We start from the raw sequence: 16,082 nt of genomic DNA on the forward strand, positions 1-16,082 counted from the left end.
ACAGTTGAAAATCTTTGTTATTTATCTTTTTGTTTTTCAAGTTTCAGGTTTCAAAAATGCCGAAAATCTTGCCTCTTTGTTCTATTTTCTTTTATCTGAATTATTGTCCGTAATAAGAATCTTTTCCGTGTTTGCGGTTGTAATGTTTCTTTATCAGGGAATCTTTTAATCTTGGTACGTTTGGGTTTATTTGCAAAGTCAGGTAGGCCATTTCGGCTACAACTTCAAGAACTTTACTATTATAAACCGCTTTTGCTGCGTTTTTTCCCCATGCAAATGGACCGTGATTTCCAATTAAAACCATTTCTACTTCTTCGTACGAAAGGTTTTTTTCTTTAAAACAATCCAGAATCTGAATTCCGGTATTGTGTTCATAGTTTCCTTCTATAAGTGCATCTGCCATTGGCGGCGCGCACGGAATATCAGCTGTTAAATGATCTGCGTGCGTTGTTCCAAAAATTGGAATATCGCGTTGTGACTGCGCCCAGGCTACAGAATAGGTAGCGTGTGTATGTGCAACACCGCCAATATTTGGCCAGTTTTTATATAAATACGCATGCGTTTTAGTGTCTGATGACGGACGCATTGTTCCTTCGATAATGTTATTATCAAAATCGACAATCACAATATCTTCGGGTTTTAAATCTTCGTAAGGAACGCCACTTGGTTTAATGGCAAAAACACCATTTTCTCTGTCTACCGCACTTACATTCCCAAAAGTATATACGACCAGGTTCAATGCATTCAACTGCATATTGGCTTCGTAACATTCTTGCTTTAAATCTTTATAAAGAGAACTCATGTTGTGATGTTTTAATCGTTGGATCTTCGTAAGCGCTTAATTGATCATAAGCAATCAACAATTTGTTATACGCTGCTACTTTATTTAATTGAGGAAAATATTCTCCGTCAAAATCACTTCCTATTTTTTGGCTGGCTTCAATTACATTTGGATAAATCCCGGCTGCAACGGCTGCATAAATCGCTGCTCCCAAAGCCGGAGTCTGATCTGAAGCTGCAATTTTAATAGGCTTGTTCAAGACGTTTGCCAATGTCTGCATGATAAAAGGAGATTTACGCGCAACGCCGCCAATACCAATAACGCTGTCGATTTTTACGCCTTCTTCTTCAAAACGATCGACGATTTTCTTGGCTCCAAAACAAATGGCATTTACCAAAGCTTTAAAAATATGGGGCGCTTTTGTACCTAATGATAAATTCGAAATAGCGCTTTTTAATTCCTGATTAGCATCTGGAGTTCTGCGCCCGTTGATCCAGTCCAAAGCAATTGGAAGACTGTCTGAAACCGGAATTTTCTCTGCTTCCTTCGTTAATTCAACAATTAATTTATCGCTGAATTCCTCTCTTAATTGTTCTTTTTGTTCTTCATTTAAAACAGTCGAAGCTGTTAATAAATGATCGGTTGGCCAAAGTAATAATTCTTTGTACCAAGCCAGTAAATCGCCAAAAGCAGATTGTCCTGCTTCTAAACCAATATAACCCGGAATTACAGATCCGTCGACTTGTCCGCAGATTCCGCGTACGGTTTTGGTTCCAACTTCTTCTTTAGAACCTACAAGAATATCACAGGTCGAAGTTCCCATAACACGAACTAAAGTGTTTTCTCCAATTTTTGCTCCAACAGCTCCGGAGTGTGCATCAAAAGTTCCTACGGCCACAACTGTATCTGTAGAAAGTCCTAAACGAGATGCCCATTCCTGGCTTAATTTTCCGGCAACTAAATCTGATGTATAGGTTTCATCATATAAATTACCGCGAAGTGTTGCTAAATACGGATGCAATTTTTCTAAAAATTCAACTGGTGGCAAACCATTCCAGTCTTCGTGCCACATGGCTTTATGACCTGCAGCGCAACGGCTTCTTTTAAATGTTTTTAAATCTTTATCTTCTATTAATAAATACGTCATTAAATCGCAGTGTTCCATCCAGGTATGTGCTGCATTTCTAACTGCTTCATCTTCTCTGGCAATGTGCAGGATTTTTGCCCAAAACCATTCTGATGAATAAATTCCGCCTACATATTTTGTTACGTTTTCTCCGCCCCAGCTTACTGCCAGTTCATTGATTTCGTTTGCTTCATTTATAGCCGTATGATCTTTCCATAAAACCATCATTGCATTTGGGTTTTCCTCAAAACCTTTTGTCAAAGCCAGCGGAATTCCTTCTTTGGTTACAGGCACAGGAGAAGATCCGGTGGTATCAATACAAATTCCGCGTACTTGCAAAGGATCAACGCCACTTTCTTTTACAACAGTTTGTATCGTAATTTCTAAACCTTCGATATGATCTAAAGGATGCTGGCGAAATTGATTTGCAGCTGCGTCACAATATTGTTTGTTTTTCCATCTTTTATAATGAGAAACATTTGATGCCAGTTCTTGTCCATTTTCAGTGTCTATTAGCATCGCCCGAACAGAATCTGTTCCGTAGTCTAACCCTATAACGTAATTTTTCATTCGAAATTAATTTTAATGACGACAAATATAATTATTATTATTTTATAAGTGTACAAAAAACACTTAACAAAAATTGCATACTTATTTTTTACAGATAATGCATCAAAACAGTAGTTTAGCATAAAAACAAAAAACAAACGTTTAATTTACATTTATTCTGTTACGATTATTTCATCTTTATGTTCAAAACTGGATATAATACACTGTAAGTTCATATTCAATTTGACTTTCTTTATTTACTCAAACATGCGCTTTTATCAATTTTAATTGCAGAGATAACATAAACCATATTTTATTTTCCCTCTAAAACCACTATTGAAAAAGGCGGAATTGTAATTTCTAATTTTCCTTTTTTATTTTCGAAACCTTTAAAAACTGTTGGTACAATTTTATCAGGCGTATCAAATGAATTATAATCCTGCAATTTTGAAGCGGTAAGAATAGTGGCGGTAAAGTTTTTAACACCGAGGTCTTTTACATCAATCTCTAGTTTGTTTTTATTTTTAGCATCAATATTTACCAGTGATATATGAACCAATCCGGTTTTATCTTTAGAAGCCGAAACAGAAACTGCCGGAAGATTTTCTCCCTTAAAAGTATATAACGGAGACTGAAAACTTACCGGCAATAATGTAGCATCCTGATGCACATTGTACATTTTCATGACATGATAAGTGGGCGTAGTAATCATTTTTGCTTTATCTGTTAGAATAACGGCTTGCAAAACATTCACGCATTGTGCCAGGTTTGCCATACGAACCCTGTCTGCATGATTGTTGAATATATTTAAAGTTGCGCCGGCCAGAACTGCATCTCTCATTGTATTTTGCTGGTATAAAAACCCGGGATTTGTTCCTTTCTCCACATCATACCAAGCGCCCCATTCATCGACCATAATTGCCACTTTTTTCTCAGGATCATACTTATCCATTACCGCACTGTGTTTGGTAACAAGTTCTTCCATCTTCAGGGCTTCTTTCATGGTTTTAAAATATTGGTCTTCGGTATAATCAACGGCATCACCTTTTTTTGCCCAGTCTATTACAGAATAATGGTGCACACCAACTCCGCCTAACATATTTAACGGAATGTTTTTCATCAAAACTTCGGTCCAATTATAATCAGCACTATTCGATCCGGAAGCAATTCTGGTAAAACCACCTGTATTTTCCCAATCAGACATGAATGTGGCAAACTTGCGGTATTCTCCGGCATAATATTCTGCTGTCATATTACCACCGCATCCCCAGGCTTCATTTCCTATTCCCCAAAACTTAACTTTCCACGGCTCTGTTCTGCCATTTTTTTTGCGTAAATCACTCATTGGACTTCTACCGCTAAAATTGGTATACTGAACCCAGTCTGCCAATTCCTGTACAGTTCCGCTGCCTACATTTCCGGACAAATAAGGTTCTGCACCAAGCAATTCGCACATATTGAGGAAATCATGTGTACCAAAACTATTATCTTCTGTTACGCCGCCCCACCATTTGTTTACAATCGTTGGTCTTTGTTCCTGAGGTCCAATTCCGTCTTTCCAGTGATAAGTATCTGCAAAGCAACCGCCGGGCCATCTTAAATTAGGAATTTTCAAGTCTTTCAGTGCTTTTATAATATCATTTCTAACGCCTTTTGTATTGGGTATTTTTGATGTATCGCCTACAAAAAAACCGCCATAAACAGATCGTCCTAAATGCTCTGCAAAATGTCCGTAGATGTTTTTGTTGATTATTGGTGCATTTGACTCCTTTTTTAAAGTAATAATAGTGGTTTGGTTTTGAGCATAACTCAGCTGATGGCAAACCGTAAATAGAAAGGTGATGAAAAGTACTTTTTTCATAATGTGGTTTTGTTTTAATATCAAACAGAAACTCAGAAATCTGGTTGTGATATTGTATGGTTTATTAATTCTAAAAAAAATATAACTATAATTCTAAATAGATGCCGGACTAACCTCTATTTCTAATTCAAGATCGAAAGAAGATAAAAACTCCTTAACAATTGCCTGCTATTCTGGATTTGAATACACTTTATTTCTCCCAATTTAAAAGCATTTTCATCGAAGAAGGACAAAAACATAAGTGTCGATTATACATTTGTAAATTTAACTAAAATTAATCCGTAAAAACAAACAAATGATATAAAATAGGCAATAAAAAAATACATATCGCAAATTATCCGTCTAAATACACATAAAAAATTAATGCATTTTCTTAAATAAGATTTTTCTTGTAAGATAAATGCGTAAAAATGACACTTTGATAGAAAAAGTCATTTTATTTACAATAATTTGCGAAAAAAGTTAAAAATGAGATCTTTAATAGTGATTTTAGCGTTAAAAAACTATTACTTTTGTAGAGAGAATCCAGATCGCAATAACAAAATGTAACCGTTTTATAAAAGTTACATATTTTAAGTGTAAATATTACATTAATAAATAGTAAAACGAATTTGGAAGTTTATATATTTACCAATAAAAAATTGAATATGCTAAACAGTTATAGCTCTGCAGATAAAGTTTTGTTAGCAGTAGATTGTATCATTTTTGGATTTGATAATGAAGGCTTAAAAATACTTTTAATCAAAAGGGACTTTGAACCTGAAAAAGGAAAATGGTCTTTGATTGGGGGTTTTTTAAAACGTGATGAAGTATTGGATGACGCCGCGATTAGAATTCTAAACACCTATACCGGTTTACACGATATTTATATGGAGCAATTATATGCTTACAGTGATATTGATCGTGACCCTGTAGAAAGAACAATATCAGTTTCTTATTATGCTTTGATCAATATTGAAAATCATAATGCTGAACTAATCAAAAATTATCATGCACAATGGTTTAGTATTGCAGATGCCCCTAATTTGATTTTTGACCACGACGAAATGGTACAAAATGCGATTAAAAGGCTTCGCTACAGAACGTCTATTAAACCGATTGGTTTTGAGTTATTGCCGGAAAAATTTACAATGCGTCAATTATTAGAATTGTATGAAGCAATTTTGAGCAAAGAACTAGACAAACGAAATTTTATAAGTAAAATAAATTCTCTTGAGATTTTAAATAAATTAGAAGAAAAAGATATGCAGTCTTCCAGAAAAGGATCTTATCTCTACACTTTTAATAAAGAGAAATACGAAGAAAAATTACTGAACGATTTTGTTTTGAATTTATAAAAAAACAAAACCCTGAAAGCCACAAACTTTTAGGGTTTTTTCTTCAATAAAACTACTATTAAAAAAACTAAACAATAAATCTAACTTAAAGATTTTTTGTCACTTACACTTAAACCAAAAATAAGTGTAAAATTTACATTTACAAATATAAGTAAAATAATTTCACAAAAACAAAAATAATTTTGATTCCATTTTAAACTATTTTAAATGTGCTGATTATAGCGAATTACGCATCGTGAGAGATGATTTGTTTTCTATTTGTTCTTTACGTCCTTTAAGTACCATATCAGCCAGGATTTTTCCCATGGTTTCAAAATGGGTCGAAATTGTTGTGATTCCGCTTGCTACGATCTTTTTTAATGGCGTTTCATTATAGGATATAATTCCAAAATTAAGTCCCAATTTAAGGTTTTGATCTCTTGCTTTTTCGATTACGCGAACTAAGTCACGATCATTTGGTATAATATACAGATCTCCCAAAGTAATTTCCCGATCTGTAAATTCAGTGATGATTTCGTACGCAAAATCATATTCTCTGCAAAAGGCCTCAAAACCAGTTTTCATCCCGAGCGGTTCCCTGAATCCGGGGAAAATCAAAATTAGTTTTTCATATTTATTCAATCTTGTTTTTCCTTTAAGCAAACCTTCAAAAATATCTTTTTCATGATTTTGATAAATCGCGGGATACATTTTCAAACCCGGATTTGTCTGATCCAGTATGATTACTTCACCTACTGGTAGGGTTTTTACAGATTTTACTACATCGTTTAAGTTGGTTGGCATAATGATGTATTTTGTATAATTTCCGTTAGCGTCATTTATAAGCTTCTCAAAAACGGGAGCGTTAAAATGATGAAAGAAAATATCGACCTGAACATTTTTTCCAATGTGCTGCAAAAACGAATTATAGATATCTTCCTTAAAACTATTTAACTCATCAAACAATAAGAAAATCTTTTGTTTTATAGTGATTTCAACGCTTTTAACATAATAACCTTTGCCTGGAATGGCATAAATAATACCTCTTTTTTTAAGTTCATCATACCCTAATAAAACCGTATCACGCGATAACGAAAAAGCCAGACAAACTTTATTGACAGACGGGAGCCGATCGCCTTTTACCAGTTTTTCTTCCTCGATTGCTTTTTCTATTGAAAGAATTATCTGCTTATATTTTGGAAGGCCAATATTGTTTTGAATAGAAATAATATTCATAAAAAAAAGATTTTTGCGCAATATACAAAAAACTGGTAGGTACTGGTATGCAAAAATAAAGAATGTTTCTATTTTTGGATTTCACTATTGGTAAAAATAATATGAAAATAAAACATATATCGCATTTTCAAGATACATCTATATCTAAATTATTTGGTTTGACACCTGAAAACGAAGAAATTCTTTCTTTTGAATTATCAAATAAAAACGGAATGAAAGTTCAGTTCATCAATTATGGCGCGACTGTAACTTCATTAAAAATTCCGGTTTTAAATGGCAATCTTGTTGATGTGGTTTTAGGTTTTGATTCATTAGAGTCTTATTTGGCTTCTTATAATTTACCAAGCGCACCTTATATGGGTACAACCGTGGGGCGTTATGCAGGAAGAATAAACAAAGGTATTTTTACATTAAATGATAAAACATTTCATTTAAATACTAATAATAATGGCAATACTTTGCATGGCGGAAATGTTGGTTTTGGAAAAAAAGCATGGAATGTTACCAATATTACTTCTAATGAAAATCCCTCGATAACATTCAGTATTTCGAGTGAAAATTTAGATGAAAATTTCCCGGGAGAATTACACGTGGATTTAACGTATACACTAACAGAGGAAAACGAATTAAAACTGGATTACAAAGTAACAACTACAGAAGATACAGTTATAAACCTAACGCATCACAGTTATTTTAATCTTGATGGGCACGATTCCAGCGTTCTGGATCAGACTATGTCTATTGACGCTGACAAGATTCTGGAAACCAATGAAGACAATATTCCAACCGGAAATTTTACAGCTCTTAACAATCATGATTTTGATTTTAGAACCGTAAAAAAATGTCCGTCATCAATAGACAACTCCTTTGTTCTCGAACCAACAAATGATGTCATTGCAAAATTATACAGCTCTAAAAACAATTTGCAAATGAGCGTTTATACAGATCAGCCAAGCGTACATATATATGTAGGCGGAAATTGTTTTGATATATTAAAAGGAAAAGAAAATACGAATTATCATTCGTCAAGCGGAATTTGTTTTGAAACTCAGAATTTTCCGGATGCTCCAAATCACGAACATTTTCCAAATTCAGTTTTGAGGAAAGGCGAAGAATACCATCAAAAAACAGTTTATAAATTCGAAAAGATAAACTAATAAGTTAAAAGATAATACCATTTCAATTACAAAATAATGAATGACATTTTAATACAAGATACTACTGCTTTTTTTGAGAAATCTTTTGGATCAAGTCCTCAAAAAGTGGTACTTTCTCCGGGAAGAATCAACATTATTGGAGAACATATCGATTACAATGACGGTTATGTTTTGCCGGCAGCAATTGATAAAGTGATTTGCTTTGCTTTCGAAAAAAGCAACACTAAAAAATCTAAAATAATCGCTATCGATCTAAACGAAGAATTTGAAGCTGATTTTACACAGGAAATTAAATTAAGTGATGTTGTCTGGACGAATTACATTCGTGGCGTTATCAAACAATTGCAAGATAACAGATTTGTATTTGAAGGTTTCAACTGTGTTTTTAGCAGTAACATTCCGGTAGGTTCAGGATTATCATCTTCTGCTGCTTTAGAATGTGGGATGATTTACGGGATCAAGTCACTTTTTGATTTGAAAATTGAAAAAATTGATATCTCATTATTAGGTCAGAAAGCTGAACACTGGGTTGGTATCAATTGCGGTATCATGGACCAGTTTTCAAGTGTTCATGGTCTTGAAAATAAAGTAATAAAACTAGATTGCAATACACTGGATTTTGAATATCACAACGCTGATTTTAAAGATTATTCATTGGTTTTGTTTGACAGCAATGTAAAACATTCCCTTTTTACATCAGAATATAATACGAGAAGAATTGAGTGTGAGCAAGGATTAAAAATAATTACAAATAATTTTCCTGATATAAAAAGTTTCAGGGATTGTACCGAAGAACAGCTTTTAAGCATTCAGGATAAAATGGATGCAACCGTTTTTAAAAGAGTGCATTATGTTGTAAAAGAAATAAGCCGTGTCATAAAAGCGTGTGAGGCTTTAGACAAAGGAAATATAGCGGTTTTGGGGCAATTGCTTTTTGAAACGCATTATGGTTTATCGCAGGAATATGAAGTAAGTTGTGCAGAGCTGGATATGCTTGTTGATACCGCAAAAGATGATGATGCAATCATAGGTTCCAGACTAATGGGAGGTGGTTTTGGAGGCTGTACCATCAATTTGATTAAAAAAGGTCAAGAAAATGAGGTAAAACGTAAGTTTTCAAATCTTTATTTAGATACATTTGGGATTGAATTAAAATTCTATGATGTAAAAATCTCAAACGGAACAACACTACTTTAATACCCAGCAATTACATGAAAAATTTTGACATTAACGAAGATCCTCACAGACGTTTTAATCCCTTACTAAATGAATGGGTTTTAGTATCACCTCATCGTGCAAAACGCCCGTGGCAAGGACAAAATGAAACTATTGCAACCGAAACATTACCAAAATACGACGCAACTTGTTATTTGTGTCCCGGAAATGTTCGTGCAAACGGAGTAAACAATCCTGACTATGAAAGCAGTTTTGTATTTGAAAATGATTTTGCTGCCATGAAGCAGGACGAAATTATTTTTGAAGAAGATATAAAACATACTTTTTTTAAAGCAAAACCGGAACAGGGAATTTCTAGAGTGGTTTGTTTTTCGCCAAGGCACGATCTTACTTTACCGGAAATGGAAATTGACGGAATCGAAAACATCATTAGAACCTGGCAAAAAGAATACACTGATTTAGGAAATATAAAGTATATCAACCACGTTCAGATTTTCGAAAATAAAGGCAGTGTTATGGGATGCAGCAATCCGCATCCGCATGGGCAAATTTGGGCGCAATCGTCATTACCAACCCAGGTCGAAAAAACACAAAACAGCCTGAAATCTTATTTTATTAAAAACAACAGAACCCTTCTTGAAGATTATCTTCAGGCTGAATTAAGAACCGGCGATCGTGTTGTTATCGAAAATGATCATTTTGTGGCATTAGTTCCTTTTTGGGCAACATGGCCTTACGAAACTATGATTATAAGCAAAAGAGCACTTAATAAAATTACTGATTTTACTGCTGAAGAAACAACCGCTTTTGCTAAAATTTTAAAACAGTTAACCATTAAGTATGACAACTTATTTAGTACATCATTCCCGTATTCATCAGGGATTCACCAATCACCAACAGATGGATTAGAACATCCTGAATGGCATTTTCATATGCATTTTTATCCGCCATTATTGCGTTCTGCAACGGTTAAGAAATTCATGGTTGGATATGAAATGTTAGGAGAATCACAACGTGATATTACACCTGAAAAAAGTGCCGAAATTTTAAGACAGCAATCAGATGTGCATTATAAATTAAATATTAAATAAACCAAAAGATAGGCCTTTGTAAAATAACTACTTAAAATTTAACACAATAATCCGCCAATAAATGTGAAAAACACATTTGTTTGTAGTGTGTTTTTAATTATTTATTTTACTTTTGAATTTTACGCTTGTTTCGTAAAAAAATAACAAAATAAAAACACATATCATATTTTTAAACCCAATTAAACAAACAATCACCTATACTAATATTTAAAATACTACTAACAATGAACCAGAACCTCGCTTTCGCAGATTATGCGGTTTTTATTATTTATTTCATCGTAGTTTCTGTCTACGGTTATACTGTTTACCGCAAGCGTAAACAGGACGAACAAGATGCTAAAGCCTACTTTTTGGCCGAAGGAAACTTAACATGGTGGGCTATTGGAGCATCTTTGATTGCCTCAAACATTTCGGCTGAACAATTCATCGGGATGAGCGGTGAGGGTTTCTTTTTAGGAATCGCTGTTGCTGCCTATGAATGGCTTGCTGCCGTTGCTTTGATTATTGTAGCGGTTTGGTTCATACCAGTATATCTTAAAAATAAGATTTATACGATGCCTCAATTCTTAAAAACACGTTATAATGAATCTACTGCGTTGATCATGGCGGTTTTTTGGTTGTTTTTATATGTATTTGTAAATTTAACTTCTATTCTTTATTTAGGAGCTGTAGCTATTAATGGTTTGGCCGGCGGAGAATATCTGCACGTAATCATGATTGGCTTGGCTGTATTTGCTTTATTTATCTCTTTGGGAGGTATGAAAGTTGTCGCTTATACTGATGTTATTCAGGTTGCGGTTTTAATTATTGGAGGTTTGGTAACTTCATATATTGCCCTTACAACTGTTGGACAATATTTTGGAGTAGGAGAAAATGCCATCGCAGGTTTCAAAGTTTTAATGAGAGAAGCGCCGGAGCATTTCAAAATGATTATCCCAAAACCAACTGCAACATCATCTCAGCTTGAGATCGATAAATATTTAACTTTCCCGGGTTTGATGTCTTACCTTGCCGGTATCTGGATTATCAACTTAAATTACTGGGGTTGTAACCAGTATATTACACAAAGAGCTTTGGGTGCTGATTTGCAAACTGCCCGTACAGGTATTTTATTTGCAGGTATGCTAAAATTATTAATGCCATTAATCGTAATGTTACCGGGTATTGCTGCTTTTGTTTTATACGAAAACGGACATTTACCTCAACTGGTTGGAGGAAAAGACGGAGCTTACTCAGCTGTATTAACGTTCTTGCCAACAGGTTTAAAAGGACTTTCGGTAGCGGCATTAACAGCTGCAATTGTAGCATCGTTAGCCGGAAAAGTAAACAGTATTTCTACTATTTATACATTAGATATTCATAAAAAATACATCCAGAAAGAAGCGGGTGAAAAACAACAGGTGAACATTGGTAGAATTGCCGTTTTTGCAGCAATGCTTTTAGCCGTATTATTTACATGGAATGATATCTTAGGAATTGGCGGAGTTGGAGGATTTACTTATATCCAAAAATACACCGGATTTATTAGCCCTGGAGTTTTTGCCATGTTCTTCCTTGGTATGTTCTGGAAAAGAACAACTGGAACTGCAGCTATTGTAGGTGTAATTTTAGGATTTGTATTATCAGTATTATTCAACGAATACGCACCGGCTTTATTCGGAAACGAAACTTTATTATACACAGCTTATCCTAACGGAAAAGGCGCTTTTGAAATTCCGTTCCATATTTGTATGGGATTATCATTCTTCTTTACCATGTTAGCAATGATTGGAATCAGTTTTGCAGGACCAAAAGTAAATCCTAAAGCGTTCGAAATAGACGCTGAAATGTTTAAAGTAAAACCACAAACTACAGTTTTAATCGTAATTACATTATTGATTATCGTAGCATTATATGTAAAATTCTGGTAGTATAATTTTTTACTATATTATTTTTTGAAGAATTAAAGACTATCATTTTTTTGGTAGTCTTTTTTTGTATCCGAAGTTTTGACTTATATTTATTGAAAGAAATTACCAAGATTTAAAAAAAATAGTACTTCACCAAAAAATCTTGTTTTTTACCAATTTCTATTTTGTAAAAGAATTTTAAATATCTTTGAATTATGAGCACAGCAACCAGACCAAAACATATTGGCAGAAATATTAGCCGAATCAGAGAACTTCGCGGTATGAAACAAGATATACTTGCAGAAGCAATTGGAGTAAGCCAACAAATGGTTTCCAATATTGAAGGAAGCGAAACTGTTGATATAGAAAAACTAGCACAAATTGCAAAAGTGCTTGGTGTACCTGTAGAAGCTATTGAAAATTTTTCTGAAGAAAATGTTTTTAATTATTTTGCAAGCTTTTACGATAACAGTTCTAATACTGGTGCCGTATATCAATTCAATCCAATTGAAAAAGTTGTTGAACTTTACGAACGCTTGGTTCAGGCTGAAAAAGAAAAAAATGAATATTTAGAAAGAATGTTAAAAGACAAATAACATTTTATAAAAGATAGTTTTATAAAAAAAGCGCAAAATCTAAAATGATTTTTGCGCTTTTTTTTGTTTTGCTATTGTGTCTCGTCCTCAAAAAAGGAGCCATAAGAATTACAAAATTATTACTCTGAAAGAGTCTTAGCATCAGCATGGTGCGAAGCACTATGAATGAATGATTAATGATTATTGTTTAAGCCCTGTAAGGGATAAAGCCTAATCACAACGCTCATCATCTTACGTCATCTAAGAAGAAATTATTCTTACTACGCCTGTATTTTCTGTTAGCTTTTACCCTTTCAGGGTTATTTTACACTTTAATTTATGTAGTAGTGCGTTGCACTACACTGTTGCTTTTAGGCTTTCAGCCTATTCTTTGTAGGCTTTGCAGCATACTTGCGCAAGCATCTTTATATTAAGAACCTTGACTCTCTTTTTCTTCTTTCTGCATATTCAGCAAATAAGCCATATTTGCGATCACGTGATCGTGTTTCTTTACAAACGGATTTTCCTCATTCCAGACATAACCTGCCAAAACCGAACATATTTTTTCTTTTACATCGGGATTTTCCGGTTGGTGAAAAAATAAAGTCTGAAGGTTTCCGGTGTACCATTCTTTCACGTAAGTGGTAAAAACAGCGATTCCGCGTTTCATATATTCTGTAAATTCTACTTCCCAGTCTACAGCAATTCCTTGCGATTCCTTAAGATATAATTTTGCTGCCAGCATTCCTGATTCGGTAGCAAAAGCAACTCCTGATGAAAAAACAGGATCTAAGAATTCAGAACTATTCCCCGTAAGGGCAAAACCGTCTCCGTACATTCTTTTCACTGCTCTTGAATAATTTTCGAGTTTTACGGGCTCAAATAAAAACTCTGTACCTTTAAATCTCTTTATATAATAATCAGATTTTTGAATCGCATTTCGCAACGCCTCGGCATTGTCTTTATTTTCAGATAATGAATTAATAAAATCTGTTGGTCCCACAACTCCTAAACTTGTGTTTCCGTTCGAGAAAGGAATTACCCATAACCAAACTTCGGTTTCCAGAATATCAAAAGAAATCTGAGTTCCTTCCTCACCTTCTTCTCTGTTAATATCTTTTACGTGTGTAAATATCGACGAATGCGGATCTAGTTTTGATGGGGTATCAAGATATAAAAGACGTGGTAAAACACGACCATATCCACTGGAATCAATAATAAAATTAGCGTGTATTTCTTTTAGGTTACCATCCTTGTCTTTTACGATTGTTTTAGATTTTTTCCCTTCAAAGGAAACTTCTAATACTTCTGATTCAAACTCAAGATCAATACCCTTTCTAATTATTTCCTGCGCCATAGTATTGTCAAAATCAGCACGTGGCACTTGCCAGGTCCAATCCCAGCCTTCACCAAATTTTTTACTGAAATCAAAAACACATATTTCTTCTCCTCTGATAAAACGAGCACCCAGTTTCTTTTCAAAATTCATTGCGTCAAGACTTTCAAAAAGCTCAGCCTCAGCAAAATGATCCATTACTCGCGGTATCAGGCTTTCGCCAACAACAAGTCTGGGGAACTTTGTTTTTTCAACAACTTTTATCTTAACATTGTTTTTATGAAGATAAGATGCTGACACACATCCCGAAGGTCCTGCACCGATCACTAAAACATCAACAAACTCCTTTATCATATTAAAAATATTATCAATTATTAGCCTACATTTGCCATCATCAAAATAACTACATTTATTTTGATAAATAAAATTAAATTAGCACAACCAAAAACAATTTAATGAATACAATTAATGAATATTTAAGTTTAGCAGAATTCGAATCTATTATCTTTAAAAATAATAAAGTTGCCATTAGCGATGCTGTTTTAAACCGAGTAAATGAAAGCTTTAATTTCCTGAAAGAATTCTCAGGAAACAAGGTTATATATGGCGTAAATACTGGCTTTGGGCCAATGGCTCAATATAGAATCAAAGAGTCTGACCAAATTCAGTTACAATACAATTTAATTAGAAGCCACTCTTCAGGAACCGGGAAACCATTAAGCCCTGTTTGTGCAAAAGCAGCAATTTTGGCACGATTAAATACTTTATCATTAGGAAATTCCGGCGTACATCCGTCAGTAATTCATTTGATGGCAGAATTAATCAACAGAGATATTACACCTCTTATCTTTGAACATGGTGGTGTTGGTGCCAGCGGAGATTTAGTACAATTATCACACTTGGCTTTAGTTTTGATTGGCGAAGGCGAAGTTTTTTATAAAGGAGACAGAAGACCAACTCAGGAAGTTTTTGAAATTGAAGGTTTAAAACCTATTCAGGTAGAAATCAGAGAAGGTCTGGCTTTAATAAACGGAACATCTGTAATGACCGGAATTGGGGTTGTAAATGTGCATCACGCTAATAAATTATTAGACTGGTCACTAAAAGCTTCTTGCGCCATAAACGAATTGGTTCAGGCTTATGACGATCATTTCTCTGAAGAATTAAACCAAACCAAACGTCATAAAGGACAACAGGAAGTGGCGGCAAGAATGAGACAAAATCTTTCTGACAGTACTTTGATCCGTAAAAGAGAAGACCATTTATATTCAGGCGAAAATACCGAGGAGATTTTCAAGGAAAAAGTTCAGGAATATTATTCTTTGCGTTGCGTACCTCAAATTTTAGGTCCGGTTTTAGAAACTATCAATAATGTGGCTTCTATTCTGGAAGACGAATTTAACTCGGCAAACGACAACCCAATTATAGATGTAAAAAACAAGCACGTTTATCACGGAGGAAATTTTCACGGTGATTATATTTCGCTTGAAATGGATAAACTGAAGATTGTTATTACCAAATTAACAATGTTGGCAGAACGTCAGTTGAATTATTTATTGAATTCAAAAATCAACGAAATTCTTCCTCCGTTCGTCAACTTAGGAACATTAGGATTTAATTTCGGAATGCAGGGCGTTCAATTTACCGCGACCTCAACAACTGCCGAAAGCCAAATGTTATCCAACCCAATGTACGTACACAGTATCCCGAACAACAACGACAATCAGGATATTGTAAGTATGGGAACAAATGCTGCAGTAATTACCTCAAAAGTTATCGAAAACTCATTTGAAGTTTTAGCGATCGAATTAATCACAATTGTTCAGGCAATTGATTATTTAGAACAAAAAAATCAAATTTCATCGGTTACTAAAAAATGGTATGATGATATTCGAAATATAATTCCTACATTTAAAGAAGATCAGGTTATGTATCCTTTTGTTCAAAAAGTAAAAGATTATCTGATCAACAGTTAAACTTTATTTTACA

Annotated in this window: 12 protein-coding genes; 7 read left to right on the top strand and 5 right to left on the bottom strand. The window is 34.1% G+C overall.

Features of this window, described 5'->3' with window-relative positions; translation table 11 throughout:
* Positions 1 to 100: 100 nt before the first annotated feature.
* From RC62_RS18180 to RC62_RS18190, 3 genes are all read right to left on the bottom strand, one after another.
* Positions 101 to 802, bottom strand: coding sequence for an L-ribulose-5-phosphate 4-epimerase (locus tag RC62_RS18180; RefSeq protein WP_055097643.1), 702 nt, complete (start codon positions 800 to 802; stop codon positions 101 to 103).
* A complete protein-coding gene (locus tag RC62_RS18185) occupies positions 786 to 2,477 on the bottom strand; it encodes a ribulokinase (protein WP_055097645.1) in 1,692 nt (563 codons plus the stop codon). Before RC62_RS18185 ends, RC62_RS18180 begins: the two co-directional genes overlap by 17 nt.
* A 292-nt stretch (positions 2,478 to 2,769) precedes the next feature.
* Complete coding sequence (locus RC62_RS18190; RefSeq protein ID WP_055097646.1) at positions 2,770 to 4,317, bottom strand: alpha-N-arabinofuranosidase; 1,548 nt, start codon at positions 4,315 to 4,317, stop codon at positions 2,770 to 2,772.
* A gap of 647 nt (positions 4,318 to 4,964) precedes the next feature.
* Between RC62_RS18190 and RC62_RS18195 the strand changes: the two genes are divergently transcribed.
* Positions 4,965 to 5,654 carry an NUDIX hydrolase gene (locus RC62_RS18195; protein ID WP_055097648.1) on the top strand — a complete coding sequence of 230 codons (690 nt, stop codon included), beginning with the start codon at positions 4,965 to 4,967 and terminating at the stop codon, positions 5,652 to 5,654.
* A gap of 216 nt (positions 5,655 to 5,870) precedes the next feature.
* On the opposite strand, the gene RC62_RS18200 is transcribed toward RC62_RS18195, so the two are convergent.
* Complete coding sequence (locus tag RC62_RS18200) at positions 5,871 to 6,869, bottom strand: GntR family transcriptional regulator (RefSeq protein WP_055097649.1); 999 nt, start codon at positions 6,867 to 6,869, stop codon at positions 5,871 to 5,873.
* 101 nt (positions 6,870 to 6,970) lie between these two features.
* Between RC62_RS18200 and RC62_RS18205 the strand changes: the two genes are divergently transcribed.
* The 5 genes from RC62_RS18205 to RC62_RS18225 all read left to right on the top strand — a co-directional run bounded on the left by RC62_RS18205 (position 6,971) and on the right by RC62_RS18225 (position 12,778).
* Positions 6,971 to 8,026, top strand: coding sequence for an aldose epimerase family protein (locus RC62_RS18205; protein ID WP_055097651.1), 1,056 nt, complete (start codon positions 6,971 to 6,973; stop codon positions 8,024 to 8,026).
* Positions 8,027 to 8,062: 36 nt separating this feature from the next.
* Positions 8,063 to 9,223 carry a galactokinase gene (gene galK, locus RC62_RS18210; protein ID WP_055097652.1) on the top strand — a complete coding sequence of 387 codons (1,161 nt, stop codon included), beginning with the start codon at positions 8,063 to 8,065 and terminating at the stop codon, positions 9,221 to 9,223.
* Positions 9,224 to 9,237: 14 nt separating this feature from the next.
* On the top strand, positions 9,238 to 10,293 hold the full coding sequence (locus RC62_RS18215) for a UDP-glucose--hexose-1-phosphate uridylyltransferase (protein ID WP_055097654.1): 1,056 nt from the start codon (positions 9,238 to 9,240) through the stop codon (positions 10,291 to 10,293).
* Between the two features lie 224 nt (positions 10,294 to 10,517).
* Positions 10,518 to 12,203, top strand: a complete 1,686-nt coding sequence (locus RC62_RS18220) for a sodium/sugar symporter (RefSeq protein WP_055097656.1) — start codon at positions 10,518 to 10,520, stop codon at positions 12,201 to 12,203.
* Positions 12,204 to 12,397: 194 nt separating this feature from the next.
* The gene (locus tag RC62_RS18225; protein WP_055097658.1) at positions 12,398 to 12,778 is read left to right on the top strand and encodes a helix-turn-helix domain-containing protein; all 381 of its coding nucleotides are present in this window, start codon (positions 12,398 to 12,400) and stop codon (positions 12,776 to 12,778) included.
* A gap of 409 nt (positions 12,779 to 13,187) precedes the next feature.
* Here RC62_RS18225 and RC62_RS18230 read toward each other — a convergent pair whose 3' ends face one another.
* Positions 13,188 to 14,447 (bottom strand): NAD(P)/FAD-dependent oxidoreductase, encoded by a 1,260-nt coding sequence (locus RC62_RS18230; protein WP_055097660.1) that lies wholly within the window; start codon positions 14,445 to 14,447, stop codon positions 13,188 to 13,190.
* A 101-nt stretch (positions 14,448 to 14,548) separates the two neighbouring features.
* On the opposite strand from RC62_RS18230, the gene hutH reads away from it, so the two are divergent.
* Entirely contained in the window at positions 14,549 to 16,069 is a 1,521-nt protein-coding gene (hutH, locus tag RC62_RS18235) for a histidine ammonia-lyase (protein ID WP_055097661.1), read from the top strand.
* The last annotated feature ends 13 nt before the right edge of the window (positions 16,070 to 16,082 follow it).

Source organism: Flavobacterium aquidurense, from assembly GCF_001404985.1.
Classification (GTDB): Bacteria; Bacteroidota; Bacteroidia; order Flavobacteriales; family Flavobacteriaceae; genus Flavobacterium; species Flavobacterium aquidurense_B.

Coding starts and splice junctions, on each gene's coding strand:
- RC62_RS18180 (WP_055097643.1), bottom strand. CDS start 802: ATGAGTTCTCTTTATAAAGATTTAAAGCAAGAATGTTACGAAGCCAAT.
- RC62_RS18185 (WP_055097645.1), bottom strand. CDS start 2,477: ATGAAAAATTACGTTATAGGGTTAGACTACGGAACAGATTCTGTTCGG.
- RC62_RS18190 (WP_055097646.1), bottom strand. CDS start 4,317: ATGAAAAAAGTACTTTTCATCACCTTTCTATTTACGGTTTGCCATCAG.
- RC62_RS18195 (WP_055097648.1), top strand. CDS start 4,965: ATGCTAAACAGTTATAGCTCTGCAGATAAAGTTTTGTTAGCAGTAGAT.
- RC62_RS18200 (WP_055097649.1), bottom strand. CDS start 6,869: ATGAATATTATTTCTATTCAAAACAATATTGGCCTTCCAAAATATAAG.
- RC62_RS18205 (WP_055097651.1), top strand. CDS start 6,971: ATGAAAATAAAACATATATCGCATTTTCAAGATACATCTATATCTAAA.
- galK (WP_055097652.1), top strand. CDS start 8,063: ATGAATGACATTTTAATACAAGATACTACTGCTTTTTTTGAGAAATCT.
- RC62_RS18215 (WP_055097654.1), top strand. CDS start 9,238: ATGAAAAATTTTGACATTAACGAAGATCCTCACAGACGTTTTAATCCC.
- RC62_RS18220 (WP_055097656.1), top strand. CDS start 10,518: ATGAACCAGAACCTCGCTTTCGCAGATTATGCGGTTTTTATTATTTAT.
- RC62_RS18225 (WP_055097658.1), top strand. CDS start 12,398: ATGAGCACAGCAACCAGACCAAAACATATTGGCAGAAATATTAGCCGA.
- RC62_RS18230 (WP_055097660.1), bottom strand. CDS start 14,447: ATGATAAAGGAGTTTGTTGATGTTTTAGTGATCGGTGCAGGACCTTCG.
- hutH (WP_055097661.1), top strand. CDS start 14,549: ATGAATACAATTAATGAATATTTAAGTTTAGCAGAATTCGAATCTATT.